The organism is Stenotrophomonas sp. 22692, from assembly GCF_052045015.1.
In the GTDB taxonomy this organism is placed as follows: Bacteria; Pseudomonadota; Gammaproteobacteria; order Xanthomonadales; family Xanthomonadaceae; genus Stenotrophomonas; species Stenotrophomonas geniculata.
This window is the reverse complement of sequence record NZ_JBQEMR010000002.1, coordinates 446,510-467,392: the sequence shown is the minus strand read 5'-3', so window position 1 is coordinate 467,392 and position 20,883 is coordinate 446,510. Positions and strand designations below refer to the sequence as shown.

Annotated in this window: 14 protein-coding genes; 8 read left to right on the top strand and 6 right to left on the bottom strand. The window is 66.5% G+C overall.

Annotated elements, in window-relative coordinates; all coding sequences use genetic code 11:
* Window positions 1-235: 235 nt before the first annotated feature.
* The 7 genes from ACTJJM_RS04505 to ACTJJM_RS04475 all read left to right on the top strand — a co-directional run bounded on the left by ACTJJM_RS04505 (window position 236) and on the right by ACTJJM_RS04475 (window position 8,822).
* Window positions 236-2,398 (top strand): S46 family peptidase, encoded by a 2,163-nt coding sequence (locus ACTJJM_RS04505; protein ID WP_010483947.1) that lies wholly within the window; start codon window positions 236-238, stop codon window positions 2,396-2,398.
* 199 nt (window positions 2,399-2,597) lie between these two features.
* Window positions 2,598-3,242 (top strand): histidine phosphatase family protein, encoded by a 645-nt coding sequence (locus ACTJJM_RS04500; protein ID WP_010483945.1) that lies wholly within the window; start codon window positions 2,598-2,600, stop codon window positions 3,240-3,242.
* Between the two features lie 41 nt (window positions 3,243-3,283).
* Window positions 3,284-4,555, top strand: coding sequence for a bifunctional tetrahydrofolate synthase/dihydrofolate synthase (gene folC, locus ACTJJM_RS04495; RefSeq protein ID WP_049454882.1), 1,272 nt, complete (start codon window positions 3,284-3,286; stop codon window positions 4,553-4,555).
* An 81-nt stretch (window positions 4,556-4,636) separates the two neighbouring features.
* Window positions 4,637-5,665, top strand: a complete 1,029-nt coding sequence (locus tag ACTJJM_RS04490; protein WP_010483942.1) for an SPOR domain-containing protein — start codon at window positions 4,637-4,639, stop codon at window positions 5,663-5,665.
* Between the two features lie 46 nt (window positions 5,666-5,711).
* Entirely contained in the window at window positions 5,712-6,491 is a 780-nt protein-coding gene (locus ACTJJM_RS04485; RefSeq protein ID WP_019336370.1) for a CvpA family protein, read from the top strand.
* 30 nt (window positions 6,492-6,521) lie between these two features.
* Window positions 6,522-7,988 carry an amidophosphoribosyltransferase gene (gene purF / locus ACTJJM_RS04480; protein WP_053442565.1) on the top strand — a complete coding sequence of 489 codons (1,467 nt, stop codon included), beginning with the start codon at window positions 6,522-6,524 and terminating at the stop codon, window positions 7,986-7,988.
* 9 nt (window positions 7,989-7,997) lie between these two features.
* Window positions 7,998-8,822 (top strand): ferritin-like domain-containing protein, encoded by an 825-nt coding sequence (locus tag ACTJJM_RS04475; protein WP_049412624.1) that lies wholly within the window; start codon window positions 7,998-8,000, stop codon window positions 8,820-8,822.
* A 69-nt stretch (window positions 8,823-8,891) separates the two neighbouring features.
* On the opposite strand, the gene ACTJJM_RS04470 is transcribed toward ACTJJM_RS04475, so the two are convergent.
* A complete protein-coding gene (locus tag ACTJJM_RS04470) occupies window positions 8,892-10,349 on the bottom strand; it encodes a DUF2235 domain-containing protein (RefSeq protein ID WP_317216480.1) in 1,458 nt (485 codons plus the stop codon).
* 225 nt (window positions 10,350-10,574) lie between these two features.
* Here ACTJJM_RS04470 and ACTJJM_RS04465 point away from each other — a divergent pair, with 225 nt between their 5' ends.
* A complete protein-coding gene (locus ACTJJM_RS04465; protein ID WP_010483932.1) occupies window positions 10,575-11,828 on the top strand; it encodes a zinc-dependent metalloprotease in 1,254 nt (417 codons plus the stop codon).
* Window positions 11,829-11,915: 87 nt separating this feature from the next.
* Here ACTJJM_RS04465 and lpxH read toward each other — a convergent pair whose 3' ends face one another.
* The 5 genes from lpxH to ACTJJM_RS04440 form a co-directional block, all read right to left on the bottom strand.
* On the bottom strand, window positions 11,916-12,662 hold the full coding sequence (lpxH, locus tag ACTJJM_RS04460) for a UDP-2,3-diacylglucosamine diphosphatase (protein WP_100447798.1): 747 nt from the start codon (window positions 12,660-12,662) through the stop codon (window positions 11,916-11,918).
* Window positions 12,663-12,718: 56 nt separating this feature from the next.
* Window positions 12,719-13,258: a phosphatase PAP2 family protein gene (locus tag ACTJJM_RS04455; RefSeq protein ID WP_100447800.1), complete on the bottom strand. Its 540-nt coding sequence runs from the start codon at window positions 13,256-13,258 to the stop codon at window positions 12,719-12,721.
* Complete coding sequence (locus ACTJJM_RS04450) at window positions 13,239-14,384, bottom strand: glycosyltransferase family 4 protein (RefSeq protein WP_440865175.1); 1,146 nt, start codon at window positions 14,382-14,384, stop codon at window positions 13,239-13,241. Before ACTJJM_RS04450 ends, ACTJJM_RS04455 begins: the two co-directional genes overlap by 20 nt.
* Window positions 14,385-14,527: 143 nt before the next feature.
* The gene (locus ACTJJM_RS04445) at window positions 14,528-17,452 is read right to left on the bottom strand and encodes a TonB-dependent receptor domain-containing protein (RefSeq protein ID WP_010483924.1); all 2,925 of its coding nucleotides are present in this window, start codon (window positions 17,450-17,452) and stop codon (window positions 14,528-14,530) included.
* 336 nt (window positions 17,453-17,788) lie between these two features.
* Window positions 17,789-20,758 (bottom strand): TonB-dependent receptor domain-containing protein, encoded by a 2,970-nt coding sequence (locus tag ACTJJM_RS04440; protein ID WP_440865174.1) that lies wholly within the window; start codon window positions 20,756-20,758, stop codon window positions 17,789-17,791.
* Between the last annotated feature and the right edge of the window lie 125 nt (window positions 20,759-20,883).

Below are 20,883 nucleotides of genomic sequence, written 5' to 3'. Positions count from 1 at the left end.
GCGCTTTGCTCGCGAAGCACTGCTTCGCAAGCGCCAGAACGCACAGCCGCCAGCGGCTGGGCCGGGCCGCGGAGCGGGGTTTACGGCGTGTCCTGCATCGGCCTGGCCTCCCGCCTCCGTCCGATCGCAGTGGAGACGCTGAACGATGGAAGCATCCGATTGCATGACTTCCGGGGTTCGGGCCGGGGCAGGGCGGCGGGCTACAATCGAAGGTTCCACTACCAGGGGCCGCTCCATGCGCTCGAACCTGCTTGCATTCTCCATCGTCGCCAGCCTCGGGCTGGCCCAGGTCGCCCATGCCGCTGAAGGCATGTGGGTGCCGCAGCAGCTGCCGGAAATCGCCGGCCCGCTGCAGAAGGCCGGCCTGAAGCTGTCCCCGGAACAGCTGTCCAACCTGACCGGCGACCCGATGGGTGCGGTCGTCGCCCTCGGCGGCTGCACCGCCAGCTTTGTCTCGCCGCAGGGCCTGGTGGTCACCAACCACCACTGCGCTTATGGCGCCATCCAGCTGAATTCGACCGCGCAGAAGAACCTGATCAAGGACGGCTTCAACGCGCCGACCCTGAAGGACGAACTGAGCGCCGGCCCGAACGCCCGCGTGTTCGTGCTCGACCAGATCACCGACGTCACCACCCAGGCCAAGGCCGCCATCGCTGCCGCCGGCAACGACCCGCTGGCCCGCAGCCGCGCGCTGGACGCCTTCGACAAGGCCCAGGTTGCGGCCTGTGAAGCCGATGCCGGCTTCCGCTGCCGCCTGTACAGCTTCTCCGGCGGCAACACCTACCGCCTGTTCCGCAACATGGAAATCAAGGACGTGCGCCTGGTCTACGCGCCCCCGGGCAGCGTCGGCAAGTTCGGCGGCGACGTCGACAACTGGATGTGGCCGCGCCACACCGGCGATTTCTCGTTCTACCGCGCCTACGTGGGCAAGGACGGCAAGCCGGCCGCCTTCGCCGCCGACAACGTGCCGTACCAGCCCAAGCACTTCCTGAAGTTCGCCGACCAGCCGCTGGGCGCCGACGACTTCGTGATGGTGGCTGGCTACCCGGGCCGCACCAACCGCTATGCACTGGCCGGTGAGTTCAACGAAACCGCCAGCTTCACCTACCCGACCATCGCCAAGCACTACAACGCGGTGCTGAAGATGATCGCCGACGCCGGCAAGGCCGACGCCGACGTCAAGGTGAAGTACGCCGCCACCGCCGCCAGCATGAACAACGTGGCCAAGAACTACCTGGGCCAGCTGGAAGGCTTCAAGCGCATCGACGCCGCTGGTCAGAAGCAGGCTGAAGAAGCCGCCGTGCTGGCGTGGCTGAAGAAGCAGGGCGCTGCCGGCAAGCCGGCGCTGGCCGCACACGCGCAGCTGCTCAAGCATCTGGATACCAGCAAGTCGACCCGCGAACGCGACCTGTTCGTCGGCCAGTTCAACAACACCTCGGCCGTTGGCGCAGCGATCACCCTGTACCGCCTGTCGATCGAGCGCAGCAAGCCGGATGCCGAGCGCGAAGCCGGTTACCAGGAACGCGACCTGACAACCATCGAAGGTGGCCTCAAGCAGATGGACCGCCGCTATGTGGCGAAGATGGACCAGCAGCTGCAGGCCTACTGGCTGGAGCAGTACGTGGCGCTGCCGGCCGCGCAGCGTGACAACGAAGTGCTGAACAAGTGGCTGGCCGGCAGCGATGCCGCTGCGGTGAAGTCGCTGGTGGCCAAGCTAGGCGGCACCGGACTGGGCAGCCTGGACACCCGCCTGAAGTGGTTCAAGGCCGACCGTGCCGCATTTGAAGCCAGCAGCGATCCGGCCATCCAGTACGCCGTGGCTGTGATGCCGGCACTGCTGAAGCAGGAAGAGCAGAAGAAGATCCGCGAAGGCGAATCGCTGACCGCCCGCCCGCTGTACCTGCAGGCCGTGGCCGACTACAAGAAGAGCCAGGGCGAGTTCGTCTACCCGGACGCCAACCTGTCGCTGCGCATCACCTTCGGCAACGTCATGGGCTATGGCAAGGACGGCGTGAAGTACACCCCGTTCACCACCCTGGAAGGCGTAGCGGCGAAGGAAACCGGCGAAGATCCGTTCGATTCGCCGAAGGCGCTGCTCGATGCCGTCAAGGCCAAGCGTTACGGCGGCCTGGAAGACAAGCGCATTGGTTCGGTGCCGGTGAACTTCCTGTCCAATCTGGACATCACCGGCGGCAACTCGGGCTCGCCGGTGCTGGACGCCAACGGCAAGCTGGTCGGTCTGGCATTCGATGGCAACTGGGAATCGGTCAGCTCCAACTGGGTGTTCGATCCGGTGATGACCCGCATGATCGCCGTCGACAGCCGCTACATGCAGTGGATCATGCAGGAAGTGGCGCCGGCGCCGCAGCTGCTGAAGGAACTGAACCTGGCGAAATAAACCGGTTGCGGTAGTGCCGGCCGCTGGCCGGCAACCTCGACCAGATAGCCGGAGTTCCAAAACCCCGCGACCCACGTCGCGGGGTTTTTTCATGCCCGGCCCGGCCCGGTGCGCCGAACAGGTATCATCCCTGTTCCGCGCACTTCACAGGATGTGAACGAAACGCGGAAACCTCTTTCCCCCAGGACCCCTTGCACGCATGCGCATCCTGCTTGCCCGCCACGGCGAAACGCCGTGGAACGCCGAAGGCCGCTACCAGGGCCAGATCGATATTCCGCTTTCGCCGATCGGCGAAGCCCAGGCCCAGGCGCTTGGCGCCCGCTTGGCCTCGGTGGACATCACCCGTGCCGTTGCCTCGCCGCTGTCGCGCGCGCAGCGCACCGCGCAGCTGGCGCTTGGCGCCGCCCGCGCCGACATGCTGCTGACCGAGCCGGAGCTGCAGGAAATCGCCCACGGCGAATGGGAAGGCCTGCTGGCCAGCGAAATCAACGAAAAGGATCCGTCGCGCCTGCAGGCCTGGCGCGAGGAACCGGATACCGTGCTGATGCCCGGCGGCGAATCGCTGCGCCTGGTGCTGGAACGCAGCTGGCGTGGCCTGGCCCGTGCCACCGAAGGCCTCGGCGAGCACGACACCCTGCTGGTGGTCGCGCATGACGCGGTCAACCGCGTGATTCTGTGCAAGGTGCTGGGCCTGCCGATCTCCCGCCTGTGGACCTTCCGCCAGGCACCGACCACGCTCAACCTGCTCGAGGGCGCCGACCTGGACAGCCTGGAAGTGGTGCGCCTGAACGACTGCGCCCACCACACGCCGTTCTTCGGCGAAGCCAAGCACCGCGCACTCTGACCCGCCACACCGAACCACCTGTACCTGCTGGAAGCACTGCCGTGACGAACACCCCGACCACCCTGGCCGATTGGCTGGATTACATTGAACGCCAGCACCCGGCGACCATCGACATGGGCCTGGAGCGCGTGCGCACCGTGGCCACGGCGATGGGTCTTGGCGCGCCGGCCGGGCGCACCATCGTGGTCGGTGGCACCAACGGCAAGGGCTCCACGGTGGCCTTCATCGAGGCCATCGGCCGTGCTGCTGGTTGGAAGGTCGGCGCCTACACGTCACCGCATCTGCTGCGCTACAACGAGCGTGTGCGCATCGACGGGCAGGATGTGGACGATGCAGCGCTGGTCGCTGCGTTCAACGCCATCGAGGCCGCGCGGGGCGAGACCACGCTGACCTATTTCGAGTACGGCACGCTGGCCGCGCTGCAGTTGTTCACCGACGCCGGGCTGGATCTGGCGGTACTGGAAGTGGGTCTGGGTGGCCGCCTTGATGCGGTCAACATCGTCGATGCCGACGTGGCGGTGATCACCACCGTGGACATCGACCATGCCGAGTGGCTGGGCGAGGACCGCGAAGCGATCGGCACCGAGAAGGCCGGCATCATCCGTGGCTGGAAGCCCGTGATTCTGGGCGAGACCGATCCGCCGTCCAGCGTGCTCGCACGTGCCTATCTGGTGGGTGCCAACGCGATCCGCGGCGGCAGCGATTATTTCTACGAACCGATCGATGCACAGCGCTGGCGCTGGCGTGATGTCGGCCTGCGCATGGAGCTGCCGACCCCGGCGCTGGCCGGCCCGATCCAGCTGGCCAATGCGGGTGCCGCCATCGCCGCCCTGCGCGCGCTGGACAAGCCGGTGCCGCGTGCGGCGTGGGCCGCCGGTATCGCGGCGGCGCGTATTTCCGGCCGCATGCAGGCATTCGAGCGGGATGGCGTGCAGATCCGTGTGGACGTGGGCCACAACCCACAGGCAGCGGGCCAGCTGGCGCGTGCGCTGAAGGCCGAGGTCTCGGCCGGGCGCACCCTGGCGGTGTACGCCGCGCTGCAGGACAAGGACGCGGTGGGCGTGGTGCAGGCGCTGCAGGATGTGGTGGGCGAGTGGACTCTGGCCGGGCTGGATGGCCCGCGTGGGCAGAGCGCCACCCAGCTGCAGGCGCGCCTGGCTGGCACGGCTGCGGCCAAGGCGCCGCTGGCCGACAGCGTCGAACAGGCACTGGCGCAGGTGCTGGCCCAGGCCGAGCGCGGCGACCGCGTGCTGGTGTTCGGCTCCTTCCATACCGCCGCGGCTGCCCTGCAGATGCTGCAGGGCGATGCCTGATCCGCGTTCAGCCAACGCCGACGCCGTCCGGTCCGGCACCCGTATAATCGACGGCAACCTCCGGACAGTTGCCTGCCTCACGTGGATACGCCTCTGAAACAGCGTCTGATTGGTGCCATCGTGCTGGTGGCGCTGGCCGTGATTTTCCTGCCGATGCTGGTCAAGGGACCGGCACCGGACAGCGGTGTGGCCAATGTGCCGATCGCCGCGCCGGATGCACCGGCCGATGGCCAGTTCGAAACCCGTGAGCTGCCCCTGGTCGCCCCGGCCGGTGGCGCCACCGGCCTGCAGACCGGACAGGCCAAGCCGCTGCAGGATGCCGCCACGCCGGCCACGCCGCCGACCGTGGACACGTCGCCGACGGTTGCCGCCGGCAACTATGCGGTCACCTTCGGTGCCTACGGCAGCAAGGCCGATGCCGATGCCGTGATCGCCTACCTGAAGCGCTCGCAGCTGCCGGGCTTCACTGAAACCGCCACCATTGGCGGCCGTCAGGCATGGCGTGTGCGGGTCGGGCCGTATGCCGACCGCGCCCAGGCCGAGGCGGCCCGCCTGCAGGCGGTGAAGATCCGCGCGGATGTGAAGGCCGAAGTGATCACTCTGGACGCGGCGGCCGGCAGCAGTGCCCCGGTCGCGGCCACTCCGGCATCGGCTACGCCGAGCGCCAGCACTCCGTCCGCAGCCACTGCGCCGTCGGCCAGCAGCAACCCGGTCCGCAGCGAAAGCCTTCCGCCGAGTACGCCGACCGCAACGACCACCCCGGCCGCCAGGCCGGAACCGCCGAAGCCGGCGCCGAAGCCCGAGCCGAAGCCGGAGGCCACCGCCAGCAAGCCGGCGACGGCGCCGACCACGCCGGCGGCACCGGCTGCCAGCGGCGTCGGCTTTGCCGTGCAGCTGGGCGCGTTCGGTCAGGCCAACGATGCCAATGCCCTGCGCGACAAGGTCCGCGCCGCCGGTTTCAGCGCGTTCGTTGAACAGGTGCGCACGGACAAGGGCACCCTGCATCGCGTCCGCGTCGGGCCGGTGGCCAACCGCGCCGATGCCGAGCAGCTGAAGGCGCAGGTCGCCGCCAAGGTCGGCGTGGCCGGCATGGTGCGACCGCACCCATGACCCACGCGCAGCCCCGTTGCCAGCGCCGCCGAAGGAGCGGGGCGCCATGATCGACGTTGTGCTGCTGATCGTGATCGCCGCCTCCACCCTGCTGGGGATGCTGCGCGGCTTTGTGGGAATCGTCATCGGCACCCTGTCGTGGCTGCTGGCGGCGTGGGCGGCCTTCGCCTTCGGCAATGATGCCGCCCATTGGTGGGCCGCCCCGGCGGCCCCCGGTGGCGAACACTTCGTCGGTGGCTACCTGGGGGTCGGCATCGGCGTGATGATCGTGGTCGCGGTGATCGGCATGGTCATCAAGGCCCTGGTCCACCGCAGCATGCTGACCAGCCTGGACCGCCTGCTGGGCGGGGTGCTGGGCGCGGTGCGGGGCGGCCTGATCGCCGCGATCCTGCTGCTGCTGGGCAGTTTCACCCCGCTGACCGCCGAGCCTTCCTGGCAGCGTTCGGCGGTGCGCCCACTGCTGAACCCCACCGTTGCCTGGATGAACAGCAAGCTGCCGCACTGGGAGGTTCCCGGCGCCGATCTGCTGCCCAAGGGCTTGCCCACCGACGCCCTGTCCCCATCTGCATTGATGGAGTTGGGGAAGAACGCAGGCGCCGGGTTGGGAAAGCCGGGCGCGGCAGGCGATAATGGCATCCTCAACCAGGTAGTGGCAGGCAGCGGATGGCTGCGGCCTGCGAAAGCGGAACAGGGCGATTCCTACGATCCGGCCGAAGTGCGTCCGGACGCCCCAGCACTGCCGGACAGTATCGAGCCGGGCGATCCGGCCAATGTCGACCGCGCGCGCGGCGACCACCGCGGCCAGGTACGGCCACCTTCCTTGTAACTGGGCAAAGCCCAGCGGAGACCTCGCACCATGTGTGGCATCGTCGGAATCGTCGGCAACCAGAACGTCGCCGGGCAGTTGTATGACGGCTTGACCGTCCTCCAGCATCGCGGCCAGGACGCAGCAGGCATCGCCACCGTCAATGGCAGCCGCCTGCGGGTGCAGAAGGCCACCGGCCTGGTCCGCGACGTGTTCGATGCCCGCACCATGTCCACCCTGGAAGGCAGCGTCGGCATCGCTCATGTGCGCTACCCGACCGCCGGTTCGGAAGGCATGGACGAGGCACAGCCGTTCTACGTCAACTCGCCGTACGGCATCGCGCTGGCCCACAACGGCAACCTGATCAACACCGAGGCGCTGCGCCAGCAGGTGTTCGAACAGGACCGGCGCAACGTCAACACCGATTCGGACAGCGAAGTGCTGTTGAACGTGTTCGCCTACGAACTGGAGCAGCAGCGCCAGCTCAGCCCGGAAGCGGCCATCCGTGCCGTGGCTGGCGTGCACCGCCGCTGCAAGGGCGGCTATGCGGTGGTCAGCGTGGTGCTGGGCCTGGGCCTGGTCGCCTTCCGTGACCCGCATGGTATCCGCCCGCTGGTGCTGGGCAAGCGAAGCCACGCCGAGGGTGATGAGTACATCGTGGCGTCCGAATCGGCCGCGCTGGACGTGCTGGGCTTCCAGCGCGTGCGTGACGTGCAGCCGGGTGAAGCGCTGGTGATCACCGCGCGTGGCGAGCTGTTCTCGGAGATCTGCGCCGAGCCGGCCGAGCACACCCCGTGCATCTTCGAGTACGTGTACTTCGCACGCCCGGATTCGATGATCGACAACGTGTCGGTGCACAAGGCGCGCATGCGCATGGGCATCAAGCTGGGCGAGAAGATCCTGCGCCTGCGCCCGGACCACGACATCGACACCATCATCCCGATCCCGGACACCTCGCGCGACGCCGCGCTGGAGATCTCCAACGTACTCGGGGTGAAGTACCGCGAAGGCTTCATCAAGAACCGCTACATCGGCCGCACCTTCATCATGCCGGGGCAGGGCGAGCGCGTGAAGTCGGTGCGCCGCAAGCTCAATCCGATCCACCTGGAATTCCGCAACCGCGTAGTGCTGCTGGTGGACGACTCGATCGTGCGTGGCACCACCAGCCAGCAGATCGTGCAGATGGCCCGTGATGCAGGCGCACGCAAGGTCTACCTGGCCAGTGCTGCGCCGCCGGTGCGCTACCCGAACATCTACGGCATCGACATGCCGGCCGCCGAAGAGCTGGTCGCGCACAACCGCAGCGTGGAAGAGATCGAAGCGCACCTGGGCTGCGACTGGCTGATCTACCAGGATCTGGAAGACATGGAAGCGGCGGTAAGCGAGGGTAATCCGGCGCTGCGCAACTTCGATTCGTCCTGCTTCAACGGCCACTACCCGACCGGTATCGAGCCGGGCTACTTCGAGCGCATCCAGCAGCTGCGTTCGGACGATGCCAAGCACAGGCGCCGCGCCTGAGGTCTAGGCGTGGTTGACGTGCCCGACGTTGGTGGTGACCTGCTGCGTGCGGCGCAGCAGTGCCTGGCCGAAGCCGACCCGCTGCGCAAGGTCGCGCTGACTCAGGCGTACGCCGCCGCGTTCCGTGCCGGTCGCCTGAGAGTGGCCGCCGATGCGCCGCCGCCGGAACCGATCCGCATGCCTGGCCGGCCCGCGCAACTGGTGCTGGTGCATCCGCGCGAGGTACCGCGGCGCGGACTGGGCGGCGTGGAAGGGCGGGCCGCCTTCATCCACGCCATCGCCCATATCGAACTCAACGCGATCGACCTGGCCTGGGATGCGGTGTACCGCTTCCGCGGCCTGCCGCCGGCGTTCCATGCCGACTGGGTCAGCTGTGCCGACGACGAATCGCGGCACTTCATGTTGCTGCGCGAACGCCTGCAGGTGCATGGCCACGACTATGCCGATTTCCCCGCGCACAACGGCCTGTGGGAAATGTGCGAAAAGACCGCGCATGACGGCCTGGCACGCATGGCGCTGGTGCCGCGCGTGCTGGAAGCGCGCGGCCTGGACGTCACCCCGGGGATGATCGAGAAGCTGCGCAATGTCGGCGATGGCGAGACCGCCGACGTACTGGAAGTGATCCTGCGCGAGGAAGTGGCGCATGTTGCCGCCGGTTCGCGCTGGTACCGCTGGTACTGCGACCGCGCCGATGTCGAACCGCGCGCACGTTTCAAGGAACTGCTGGTGGAGTACGCCGGCGGCTACCTGCACGGGCCGTTCAACATCGAAGCGCGCCTGCTGGCTGGTTTTGATGCGGATGAGCTCGCCAACCTGGTCGAGCAGGCCGGTTGAGAAGAAGGGGACGGAGGGGATCAAGTCGTTAATGCCACAAACGACTTGATCCCCTCCGTCTCCTTTTTCTTATGCATTCGGCAACACCACGCGCTTGCCGTCCACGGTCGGCCGGTTGATGTAGAACAGGCCTGGGCCCGGCCGGTACGGTAGTTCGCTGACGCCGGCATCGGCGGCGTAGGTCAGTGCGGTGTCGCCCAGGGCGTCGAAATTCCAGTGTGCCGACTGCATCAGGTAACGCCGCCGCAGCAGCGCCTCCTGTGTCTGCGTCAGCGGCTGTCCGGCCAGCAGGCGGCGTGCGATCGGCTGCAGGGCGGATGGCAGCTCCCAGCCGGGAACTCCGGCCGCATTGGCGGTCCATTGCACGCCGGCATCGATGGCCTGCTGCTGCATCACCTGCAGTGCGATCAGTTGATAACGCCAGTCGATGCGCCGACGCAGCACCACCGCGGCAGTCACATACAGCACCGGTGACAGCAGCACGCTGCGGCTGCCGGCGCGACGCTGCTGCTGCCACTGGTGCCAGACATCCACCCAGATCTCTTTTTCCCCAACGCCCAGCTGCTGCCGCCAGCGTTCGGCATCGGCCTGTGTTTCAGCGTAGGCCGTGGTGGCCTGCAGCAACGCCAATGGCGGGACCTGGTAGTCGGCAACCGCTGGGCGGCGCAACTGTTGCCGGCGCGGTCGGCTGAGCAGCTTGGGGCCTTCCTCCAGCTGGTTGTAGCCACCACCGATGTTGGCATGCACACCGGGCAGGACGATCTCGGCGAATGGCGGCGCCACGCTGGTCAGCGGATAGTGCTGGCGATGTTCATCGCGTGCAGTGAGCTGCACGACGCGACCGGCGATGCCGCTGTGCAGGGCCAGCTGCGGCTGCTCATCGGCGCGGCCGCCATTGACTGCGACCACGGTGTCGAACAGTCCGATGAAGCGCAGCACCGGTGTGGCGGGGGCGAAGTCCGCAGTGCAGGACAGGCCGGCGCCCTGCAGCAGCTGGCGCCAGCGCGCGCTGTCCCAGCCCTGCAGCTGGTTGGCGATATCACGTGCCGCGGCAGCGCCGCGCGAATAGCCGAACAGATCCAGCTGCACGCCACGCAACGGTCGCTGCCAGCGCGCGGACAGCTCGGCCAGTGCCGCCGGCAGCAGCACCTGCAGCGCGCGCTGCACTTTCGCACGAACGCCACTGGCACCGATACCGAAGGCCAGTCCGATCAGATCATCATCGGCATCATCGCGGGTGCCCACGCCCTCCACATAGATCGACAACGAAGGTGCGCCCATCGCATTGCGGCGGCTGTCCGGATACAGCTGCTGCAGGCGCGCGATGTTGGTCAGGCCGTTGTCGTAGCTGCTGGTCAGCCGGCTCTGGTAGGTCGAATCATCATCCGCGCGCAGCTGCGCCGGACGTGGCTGCGGAACCTGTGGGCGACCGCGTGCCAGGTTGTGTGCGTTGTTGCGGGTGCCATCGAAGAACAGGCCAATCCGCAGCATGCCGACATCTTCATCCGTGTCCTGCGATGGTGCCATGTGCATGTCCCGTCGTGACTGCGTCACGGTAGCGCGAAAGCGGTGTATTGACGAAGTGTAGTGACGCTTTTGACCTTACTTAACGCAGATGCGGTCGATCACAGTTCCTGATTTTCATTCCCATCTTCTATTGAATTCACACGACCCGCGCAGGCCATATGGCCAGACCCGGCAAACCCGGGCGTGCTGCATCAACGCTGTTCACATCATTCAAGGAGCGACGCAATGTTGTCCAGATCGATTGGCAAAGCGGCAGGTGGCCTGGTGTTGGGTTTGTCGGTGGCAGCGGCCGCGCATGCGGCACCGTTGTTCGAGCCGGTGACGGTCATCAGCCGGGCATCGGCAAACAGTGAGCCCGCGCTGGGCAAGCTGCTGGCCACCCCGTCCACCGCGACGGTACAGGAAGTGCGTGTCGACGCTGCTGCCACCGCGCAGCCGCAACTGGAGTTCGAACTGCTTGGCCAGCGCGTGCAGGCGGTGCGCAGCAAGGTGGAAGCCCTGCCCGATGGCGGCAGCATCTGGTACGGCCAGTTGCGCTCGCCGTCCGATCGGCTGACTGCCGCCACTTCGAACGGTCAGGATGATCCTGGCAATTCAGTGATCCTGGTGCGTTCGGGCAACACCCTCACCGGCTCGATCCGCAAGGACGGCAAGCTTTACCGGCTGCGTCCGCTGGGCAACCGCCATGTACTGGTGGAAGTGGATGAATCGCGGATGCCGGCCGATCATCCGGCCGACTACAACCAGCTGCCGAAAATCCCGATGGGCAACAATGACCGCATCGGCATCGCGCAGGCCTCGTCCGGCACCCCAGCCACCATCCGCGTGCTGGTGGTGGCGACCAATGCAGCGGTAACGGCCTATGGCGGCAACATGCAGTCGCTGGTGCAGCTGGCGGTGGCCGAATCCAACCAGGGTTACGTCAACAGCAACGTTGGCATCACCCTGCAGCTGGCCGGCTATGAAACCACCAACTACACCGAGTCCGGCAACTTCACCACCGACCTGACCCGCTTCCGCAACACCAGCGACGGCTACATGGACAGCATCCACACCAGCCGCAACAACACCGCGGCCGATGTCGGCGTCCTGCTGATCAACAACACGAGCTACTGCGGGTTGGCCTCGGGCATCGGCTCGACGGCATCGACGGCCTTCGCGGCGGTGTACTGGGATTGCGCGACCGGCTACTACTCCTTCGCGCATGAGATCGGCCATCTGCAGAGTGCGCGGCACGATATCGCCAGTGATCCCAGCACGTCGCCCTATGCCTATGGGCACGGCTATCGCTACGAGCCGTCCTCCGGTTCGCGCTGGCGCACGATCATGGCCTATGACTGCTCGGCCGGTTGCCCGCGCCTGAACTACTGGTCCAACCCGAACATCAGCTACAACGGCATCCCGATGGGCAATGCCAGTACCGCCGACAACCAGCGCGTGCTGGTCAATACCAAGGCCACCATCGCGGCCTTCCGCTGAAGCCAGTCGCCGACCGGGGTCGGCGTCTACCCGGGTGCGTGCACCTGCCCTGGTAGATGCCAACCTTGGTTGGCACCCTGCGATCCATCATTCGCGCGCGAGCGTATCCAGCGACCAGCCGCCGGCATCCACGCGCAGTACCGATCCCTGTTCGTACCAGTCGCCCAGCACGATGCGGTTGCAGGTGCGGCCACCGGCCTGCAGCGTGTGCACCGCCGGGCGATGGGTGTGGCCGTGGATCATGGTGTCCACGCCATGGCGCACGAAGGTGGCGTCGACTTCGGCCGGAGCCACATCGGTCACGGTCTCGAACTGCGCACGATCGCCCTGCTTCATTTCCGACTGGCGGGCCTGGCTGGCGTCGCGTGCCTTCTGCGCGAAGGCGATGCGTGCGGCCAGCGGCTGCGACAGGAACTGCGCCTGGAATGCCGGGTCGCGCGTCTGTGCACGGAACTGCTGGTAGGGGATGTCGTCCGTGCACAGCAGGTCACCGTGCTGCAGCAGCACCGGGCGACCGTACAGCTCGATCACGCACGGGTCGGGCAGGATGCGCAGGCCGGCACGGCGCGCATAGTCTTCGCCGAGCAGGAAGTCGCGGTTGCCGCGGATGAAATACACCGGCACGCCGCTGTCGGAGAGCACCTTCAGCGCGTCGGCCACTGCATCGGCGGCGGGCGAGGGCGTGTCGTCGCCGATCCAGGCTTCGAACAGGTCGCCGAGGATGTACAGCGCATCGGTGCCGGGCGCCTGTTCGCGCAGGAAGCGCAGGAACAGGTCGGTGATCTCCGGACGGCTGGGGTCCAGGTGCAGGTCGGAAATGAACAGCGTGGTCATGCCTGCATTCTAGGCCATCAACGATGACGGTAGCGCCGGGCCATGCGTGGCGGCCATCACACCGGCAGCGGCAACCAGGCCAGGCTGGCCGATGCCAGCAGGATGGCAATGCCGGTGGCGGCCAGTACATCGGACGGGTAGTGCAGGCCCAGCACCACCCGCGACAGCGCGACGCCGAAGGTGAACGGGACCAGCAGCGGTGCCAGCCACGGGTAGTAGGGCAACGCGACGATGGTGAACGACACCGCGTGCAGGGTGTGCCCGGAGGGGAAGCTGAACTCATCCAGCGGTGCCACCCAGGCACGGATGCGCAGATCGGCCGCATACGGGCGGGGACGCCGGGTCCAGCGCTTGAGGCCTTTGTAGAGCAGCAGCGCGGCCAGACCGGTGGCGGCCATGTGCACGGAGGCGCGCAGTCCGTCGAAGCCGTCGAGCAGCACCAGCGCGCCCATCAGCACGTACCAGAACACGCCATCGCCGAGACGGCTGATGACCGAGAACAGGCGACGCACGCGGCGACGCCGGCAGTAGTGGTTGGCCCGGCGGCAGAGCCGCGCCTCGCGGCCGGCCAACAGCTCAAGCGGCGTGGTGCGCATGGCCTCTCCTCCGCGACTGGGCCAGCTCGGACAGCAGCGCATCGAACTCGGCAACCACCTGCTGTGGATGCAGGCGCTTCATCGCACGCGCGGCGCTGCTGCCGAATTCGCGGCGCCGTGCATCATCGGCGGCCAGCTGCACGGCTGCCTCGATGAACTGCTCATCGTTTTCCACGGCCGCCCCGTTCTCGCCATTACGCAGGTATTCGCGGGCCGCACCGTAGTCGAATGCGACGGTGGCCAGGCCGCTGGCCATGCTTTCCAGGGTCACGTTGCCGAAGGTCTCGCTGCGGCTGGGAAACAGGAACAGGTCACCGCTGGCGAAATGCCGCGCCAGGGCCTCGCCGCGCTGGATGCCGCAGAAGATGAAATCCGGGTTTTCATGTGCCAGTTTTTCGCGAGCCGGGCCATCACCCACCCAGACGAAGCGGGCCTTGGGCCGGATCTGCTGCAGGCGCCGGAAGGCTTTCACCGCCAGGCCAAGGTTCTTTTCCGCAGCGATGCGGCCGACATGGATCGCGACCAGGCCATTGCCGTCCACGCCCCATTCCTCGCGCAGCCCCGGGTCGCGCCGGCCCGGATCGAACTGCTGGCTGTCGACCGCACGTGCCAGCAGGCGTACACGTTCGAAACCCTGTTCGCCGAGGAACTGCTGCAGTTCGCGGGTGGGTACCAGCGTTGCGTCGGCCTGGTTGTGGAACCGGCGCATCCAGCGCATCGCAGCGGCCTGCAGCCAGGCGACGCCGTAGTCGGGCAGGTACTCGTCGAAGCGGGTGTGGAAACCACTGGCGACTGGAATGCCAAGGCGGCGCGCGGTGCGCAGCGCCGACCAGCCCAGCGGGCCTTCGGTGGCGATGTAGACCGCATCGGGACGCTGCTGCTGCCAGTGGCGGTTGAGCCGGATCGGTGCAGGCAGGCCGAAGCGCAGGCCGGGGTAGCGCGGCAATGCGGCACCCGGAACCAGCAGCGTGCCTGGCGCCGAGTCCAGCGCTTCGCTGGTCTGGCGTGGCCGGATCAGGTCGATGTCATGGCCGGAAGTGCGCAGTCCCTGCTCCAGGCCCTGCACGGTCAGGGCAACGCCGTTCACTTCCGGCGGGTAGGTCTCGGTGACGATGGCATAGCGCATGGCGGGCCTCCGGGTTTCCGGCATGCTCGGGCCTGGCGATGTAGCGGATATGACCGCTTTGCGACCACGGGATGACGGCGGTCCGGTTCCCATGGAGCCACGGCCCCGAAGGGCCGTGGCGGTGGTGCAGGGAGCGCGGTGGATCAGAAGCGCTGCTGGTATTTCATGTAGATGAAACGACCGATGTCGAAGCCACCGTAGTAGGAGAAGTTGGCGCTCGGCTGGCTGTACATGATCGGCCCCTGGCGGCCGAATACATTGTTGGCACCGATCGAGACGGTCGCATCCCATGGCAGGTTGTAGCGTGCCTGCACGTCGTGGAAGGTGACCGATCCGCGACGGTTGTAGTCACGGCTGCCACTGAACCACGGTGCGCGCTGCCCCGGGTGCGAACACTCACCCGGGTACGTGGCCGCATCCAGGCAACGTTCCTTGACCGCGGAGAAATAGCGCAGGCCCCAACCCAGGCCGAGGTTGCCACGTTCCCAGCCCAATGATGCGTTGGAGCGCACACGGAAGCCGATGCCGCCGTTGGTGGCAATGCCATTGCTGGGAATGGGGGGGGCATCCGCCTCGTTGGTGGTCCGTTCTTCCGCAGCCACCACATAGGTCGTCTTCCAGTCGGCGCTCAGCGTGCCCCAGGACGTTTCGAACTTGTGACCGATCTCCAGGTCATAGCCTTCGGCCTGGCGGAAACCGCTGTTGCGGCTGCCATAGCTGAGCGTGTTGACGATGCCCAGTTCCGGGTCGCGGGTGAAGCTGCCGCAGCGCTCGGCGATGCCCAGTTCGTAGCAGTCGCGGAGGATGTCATTGGGATGGTCGGCAACGATGGTGTTGTCGATGCGGACCTTCCACCAGTCCAGCGCGATGTTCAGTCCTTCAGCAAACGTCGGGCTCCAGACCAGGCCCAGCGTGCGGCTGGTCGAGGTTTCCGGCTTCAGGTCGGGATTGGAGCCGTTGGTGAAGGGCAGGGGCGTCTGCCCGCTGCTGCCGGTGATCGGCTCGTTGCCCTGGCCTAGCTGGCGGTAGCTGTCTGCGTTGGCGATGTCGGCGGCGCAGCGTGCACGTACCTCCGGGCTGCTGGCGGCCGCGCCATGGACGGTATCGCAGGGATCACGGAAGCCGGTGGTGAAGGTCTGCGAGCCGCCACCGTACAGATTCGAGATGGTCGGCGCACGGAAGCCCTGGGCCCAGGTGCCACGGACCAGCAACTGGTCGATCGGCTTCCAGGAGACGCCGAACTTGCTGTTGAGGGTTCCGCCGAAGGTGGTGTAGTCGGAGTAGCGCGTCGCCGTGTCGAGGGTCAGCTGGCGTGCACCGGGCAGGTCGTGCAGCAACGGCACGCTCAGCTCCAGATAGGCCTCGTCGACACGGTAGCCACCGCCGGTGGGGCCCGCCGCCAGGTTGGTAGTGGCACCGGTCTGGGCCAGCGCGTCGGGAATGAAGCGACCCTCCTCGCGGCGGCTCTCCACGCCCAGGGCGAAGCCCAGTTCCCCGGCGGGCAGCGTGGCAAGGCCGCCACTGAGGCTGGCGAACAGGTTGCGGGTGGTGTTTCGGCCACGGGTGAGTTCCTCGGGGAACAGCCAGTCCTGCAGTTCGCCGTTGCCGGTCAGGCCGTACGGGTCATCCTGGCCATACGGCACCAGCGGATTCCAGGGCTTGCAGCCGGCAATCGGCGCGTCCGGTGTGCCGCATTCCACCTTGCCGGTGGCCGGGTTGTAGAACGAAGGACCGGTGGAATCGGCGACGCGCTGCTTGTGCAGGTTGCCGGTGGCTCGCTGCTCCAGCTCGCTGCGGTTGTACTGGTAGCCGGCTTCCCAATCGAACTCGCGACCGACGAACTGGAAGCTGCCTTCAAACGCTGCGACACCCTGCCAGGTGGTCAGTTCGCTGATGCTGACGCGCGGAATCTCCCAGCTGCGGCGGTTCCAGTGCACATCGCTTGGGCGTTCATAGCCGTGGTGGCTGCCGAACGGGTTGAACCAGCTGTCGGCGGACATCGGCGTGATGCCGGCTGCACCGGACTGGAACGGATAGCCGGCAACCTGGCGCGTGGTGGTGCGTCGGTTGTAGGCCAACTGGGTGTTGAAGCGGATCTGGTCGTTCAGGTCCATGCGTGCGTCGACGAAGAGCGAATCGCGCTTGATCGGCGTCTGCACGTGCATCTGTTCGTTGCTGTTGCTGACGTCACCGGTGAACGGTGTGTTGTCACTGAGGTGGAAACTGTCCGGCCCGCCCGGCTGGCTGCCGCGATCGAGTGAATAGCTGCAGCCACGGGCGCTGCTGCAGCCCGGGCCCTTGAAGCCGACGATGCGCCCCCACTGGCCGACCGTGGTCCAGCCATCGTCCGGATGACGATCGGTATAGGTGTAGGCGCTGAAGCCGCGGTCCTTCGCCCACACGCCCTTCTCTTCGACATGCTCGGCGGCGACGCTGATCGAGGCGCGGTCATTCGACCAGCCGGCAACCACATCGTACTGGGTGCGGGCACCGTCGCCTTCGCTGAACTGCCCATGGTAGACGTTGGCAGTCACACCCTGGACGTTGCGCCGGGTGATGATGTTGACCACGCCGGCCATCGCGTCGGAACCGTAGATGGCCGAAGCGCCGTCCTTCAGTACTTCCATGCGCTCCACGGCAGCGGCGGGAATGCTGGAAATGTCCTGGTAACCCGAAGTGGTCATGCCCAGGCGCTTGCCGTTGACCAGCACCAGCGTGCGCTGCGCCCCCAGCCCGCGCATGTCCACGTAGCTGCCGCCGGAGGCTTCGCCGCTGCTGAGTGGGCTGGCGCGGCTGAGCGCGGGGCTGCCGGTCGCGGTCAGGTTCTGCAGGATGTCCGCGACGGAATTGAAGCCCTGCCGCTCGATGTCGGCGCGGCTGATGGTCAGCACCGGCTGTGCGGTTTCCAGGTCGACCTGGCGGATGCGCGAACCGGTGATCTCGATACGGTCCAGCGTGGTGGCTTCCGGTGCGTGCTGGGCGAATGCGGGGGCGGCCAGTGTGGTGGTGGCCGCCAACGCCAGTGCACGACGGATCGCCAACCCGAGTTCGGGAATACGGATGGTCATGGGTCTCTCTCTCAGTCTTCGAAGTCTTCGGAACACAGCCAAGCGGGGCTGCGTCAATTCCACCGCGGCGGTGGATGTTCGAACCTAGTGAAAGCGGGCGCGGAGACGTATGGGCAAGCGACGAAAGCACCGCAGACGGCCGTGACGCTTCTGCACAAAGCAGAAGCAAATCAACCGATTGCTCCAACCTGTGGCATTGCGGCGGACGCAGCGCAGAGGACCGTGCCCCTGATTGAACGCATCAGGGTCAATGTGGAAAGCGACAGTCTGCGCGGGGCAGAAAAAAACCACGGCCCCGAAGGGCCGTGGTCGTCGAGCTTCAACAGCGTGGATGGATCAGAAGCGCTGCTGGTACTTCATGTACATGAAACGACCGATGTCGTAGCCACCGTAGTAGGAGAACGACGAGTTCGGCTTGCTGTACATCACCGGAGCTTCCTTGCCGAACACATTGTTCGCGCCCACCGAAACGGTGGCATCCCACGGCAGGTTGTAGCGGAACTGCACGTCGTGGAAGGTCACCGCGCCGCGCTCGTTGTAAGCGGTGGGCGACTTCAGCCACGGAGCCAGGAAGGTCGGATCGGAGCATTCGTCCGGATACCGCGAGGCGTTGAGGCAGCGCTCCTTCACACCGGAGTAGTAGCGTGCCGTCCAGCTGACGCCGAAGTCACCCACATCCCAGCCCAGCACCAGGTTCGAGCGCACGCGGAAGGCAAGGCTGGTGGCGGTGCCGATGGTGTTGGCCACGCCGTTGATCGGCGTGATCGCATCACGGACATCATTGGTGGAGCGGTAGACGTTCTTGCTCACATAGGTGCTGGTCCAGCCTGCGCTCAGCTTGCCGTAGCTGGTGTCGACGCGATAGCTGACATCCAGGTCATAGCCTTCGGTCTCGGCGAAGCCAGCATTGCGGTTGCCGAACTTCAGGCCGGTGACGATGCCGTTGGACGGGTCGCGGGTGAAGCGGCTGCAGCGCGATTCGATGCCCTGCTCATAGCAGTCCTTCAGGATCTGGTTCGGGCTGTCACCGACGATGGTGTTGTCGATGCGGATCTTCCACCAGTCCAGCGCCACGTTGAGGTTGCTGACGAAGGTCGGGCTCCACACCAGGCCCAGCGTCTTGCTGGTCGAGGTTTCCGGAACCAGCAGTGGGTTGGAACCGGAAACGAACGGCGTCGGGGTCGCATCCTGTGCCGTGGTTACCGGCGTGTTGCCCTGCTTCAGCTGGCGGAAGTTGGCGGCATCGGCGATGTCACGTGCGCAGCGCGAGCGGACTTCAGCACTGCCCTTGGCCGAGCCGAACACGGTGTCGCACGGGTCGCTGAACTGCGCGAAGGTTTCCGAACCGCCACCGTACAGATCGTTGATGGTCGGTGCGCGGAAGCCTTCGGCCCAGGTACCACGGACCAGCAGCTGGTCGATCGGCTTCCACTTGAAGCCGAACTTGCTGTTGAGCGTGTTGCCGAAGGTGTTGTACTTGGAGTAGCGGGTGGCGGCACTGAAGCTCAGCTCACGCGCACCGGGCAGGTCGGCCAGCACCGGCACGCTGAGCTCCAGGTAGGCTTCCTTCACGTTGTAGCTGCCACCCGTCGGGCCTGCGGCCAGGTTGGTGGTAGCGCCGGTCTGGGCCAGGGCATCGGGGGTGTAGCGGCCATCTTCCTTGCGGCTTTCCACGCCGAAAGCGAAGCCGAGGTCGCCGGCCGGCAGGGTCATGATGCTGCCGGACAGGTTGGCGAACGCGTTCTTGGTGGTGGTCCGGCCGGTGGTGTGCTCCGCCGGGAACAGCCAGGCCATCAGTTCTTCATTGCCGGTCAGTCCGTTCGGATCGTTCTTGCCGTAGGGCACCAGCGGGTTCCACGGCGTGCAGCCGCTGATCACCGCGCCCGGACGGCCACACATCACCTTGCCGGTGGCCGGATCCAGGAACGACGGACCCACGGCGTCACGCACGCGCTTCTTGTGCAGGTTGCCGGTGGCGGTAGCGGTCAGCTCGTTGCGGTTGTACTGGTAGCCCACGTCCCAGTCGAAGTAGCGCTGGCCGATCTCGAAGCTGCCATCCAGCGACACCACCGCACGGTAGGTCTTCAGTTCGCTGGTGCTCACACGCGGGATTTCCCAGGTGCGGCGGTTCCAGGCCACGTCGGTTGGCTTGGCATAGCCGTGCTGGTTGCCGAACGGATTGAAGTAGCTGTCCTTGGACATCAAGCCGGTAGCGGTCGGGTCGCCCGAGATGGACACCGAGCTGGACTGCAGGGGGTAGCCTGCAATCTGGCGCTCGGCCGAACGCTTGTTGTAGCCGAATTCGGTGCGCAGGTTGACCTGGTCGGTGATCTTGAAGCGACCGTCGAAGTACACCGAGTCACGCTTGAGCGGATACATGACGTGCATCTGCTCGTTGGCGTTGCTGACATCGCCGGTGAACGGGGTCGCGTCGGTCAGGTGGTAGTTGGCCGGGTTGGTCGGATCAGCGCCGCGGTTGAGCGAGTAGCCGCAACCCTGGCTGGTGTTGGTGCAGCCCGGGCCACCCTTCAGGCCGGTGACCTGGCCCCACTGGCTCAGCGTGGTCCAGTTGGAGGCATCGTTCGGGTGGCGGTCGCTCACGCCGTACTTGCTGAACCAGCGGTCCTTGGCCCAGACGCTCTTTTCTTCGGAGTGCTCCAGTGCCAGGGTCAGCGACACGCGGTCATTGCTCCAGCCGCCGACCACGTCGAAGCGGTCACGGGCGCCGTCGCCTTCGCTGTACTGGCCGTGGTAGACGTTGGCGGTCACGCCGTTGACGTTGGAACGGGTGATGATGTTGATCACGCCGGCCATCGCATCGGAACCGTAGATGGCCGAAGCGCCATCCTTCAGTACTTCAATGCGTTCCACCGCCGACACCGGCAGCGAGGACACGTCCTGCAGGCCCGAGGTGCTGATGCCGAGGCGCTTGCCGTTGACCAGCACCAGGGTGCGCTGCGCGCCCAGGTTGCGCATGTCGATGTAGGTGCCGCCGGTGTTTTCGCCCGAGCTCAGTGCGTTGGCGCGGCTGATCGCCGGGCTGCCCATCGCGGTGACGTTCTGCAGGATGTCGGCCACCGAGCTGAAGCCCTGGCGCTCGATGTCCAGCCGGCTCAGTGCCAGGACCGGCTGTGCGGTCTCCACGTCCACCTGGCGGATGCGCGAGCCAGTGATCTCGATGCGATCCAGGGTGGTCGGCGCGGCAGTGCTGCCACTCTGGGCGAACGCAGGCAGCGCGGCCAGCGTCGCAGTGGTTGCCAGGGCGTAGCGGATGGCCTGCCCCAGGGGGGGGGTGCGTGAAGTCATGACGAGCTCTCTCTCTCTCAGGTCGTGCAGGGACGCCAAAAGGGGCGTCGAAGGAATCGGCCGCCGATAAGCGGACCGATGACCCGATAGTAGTCTCGTTGGTTAATGCCATGTAAAGAGGGCGT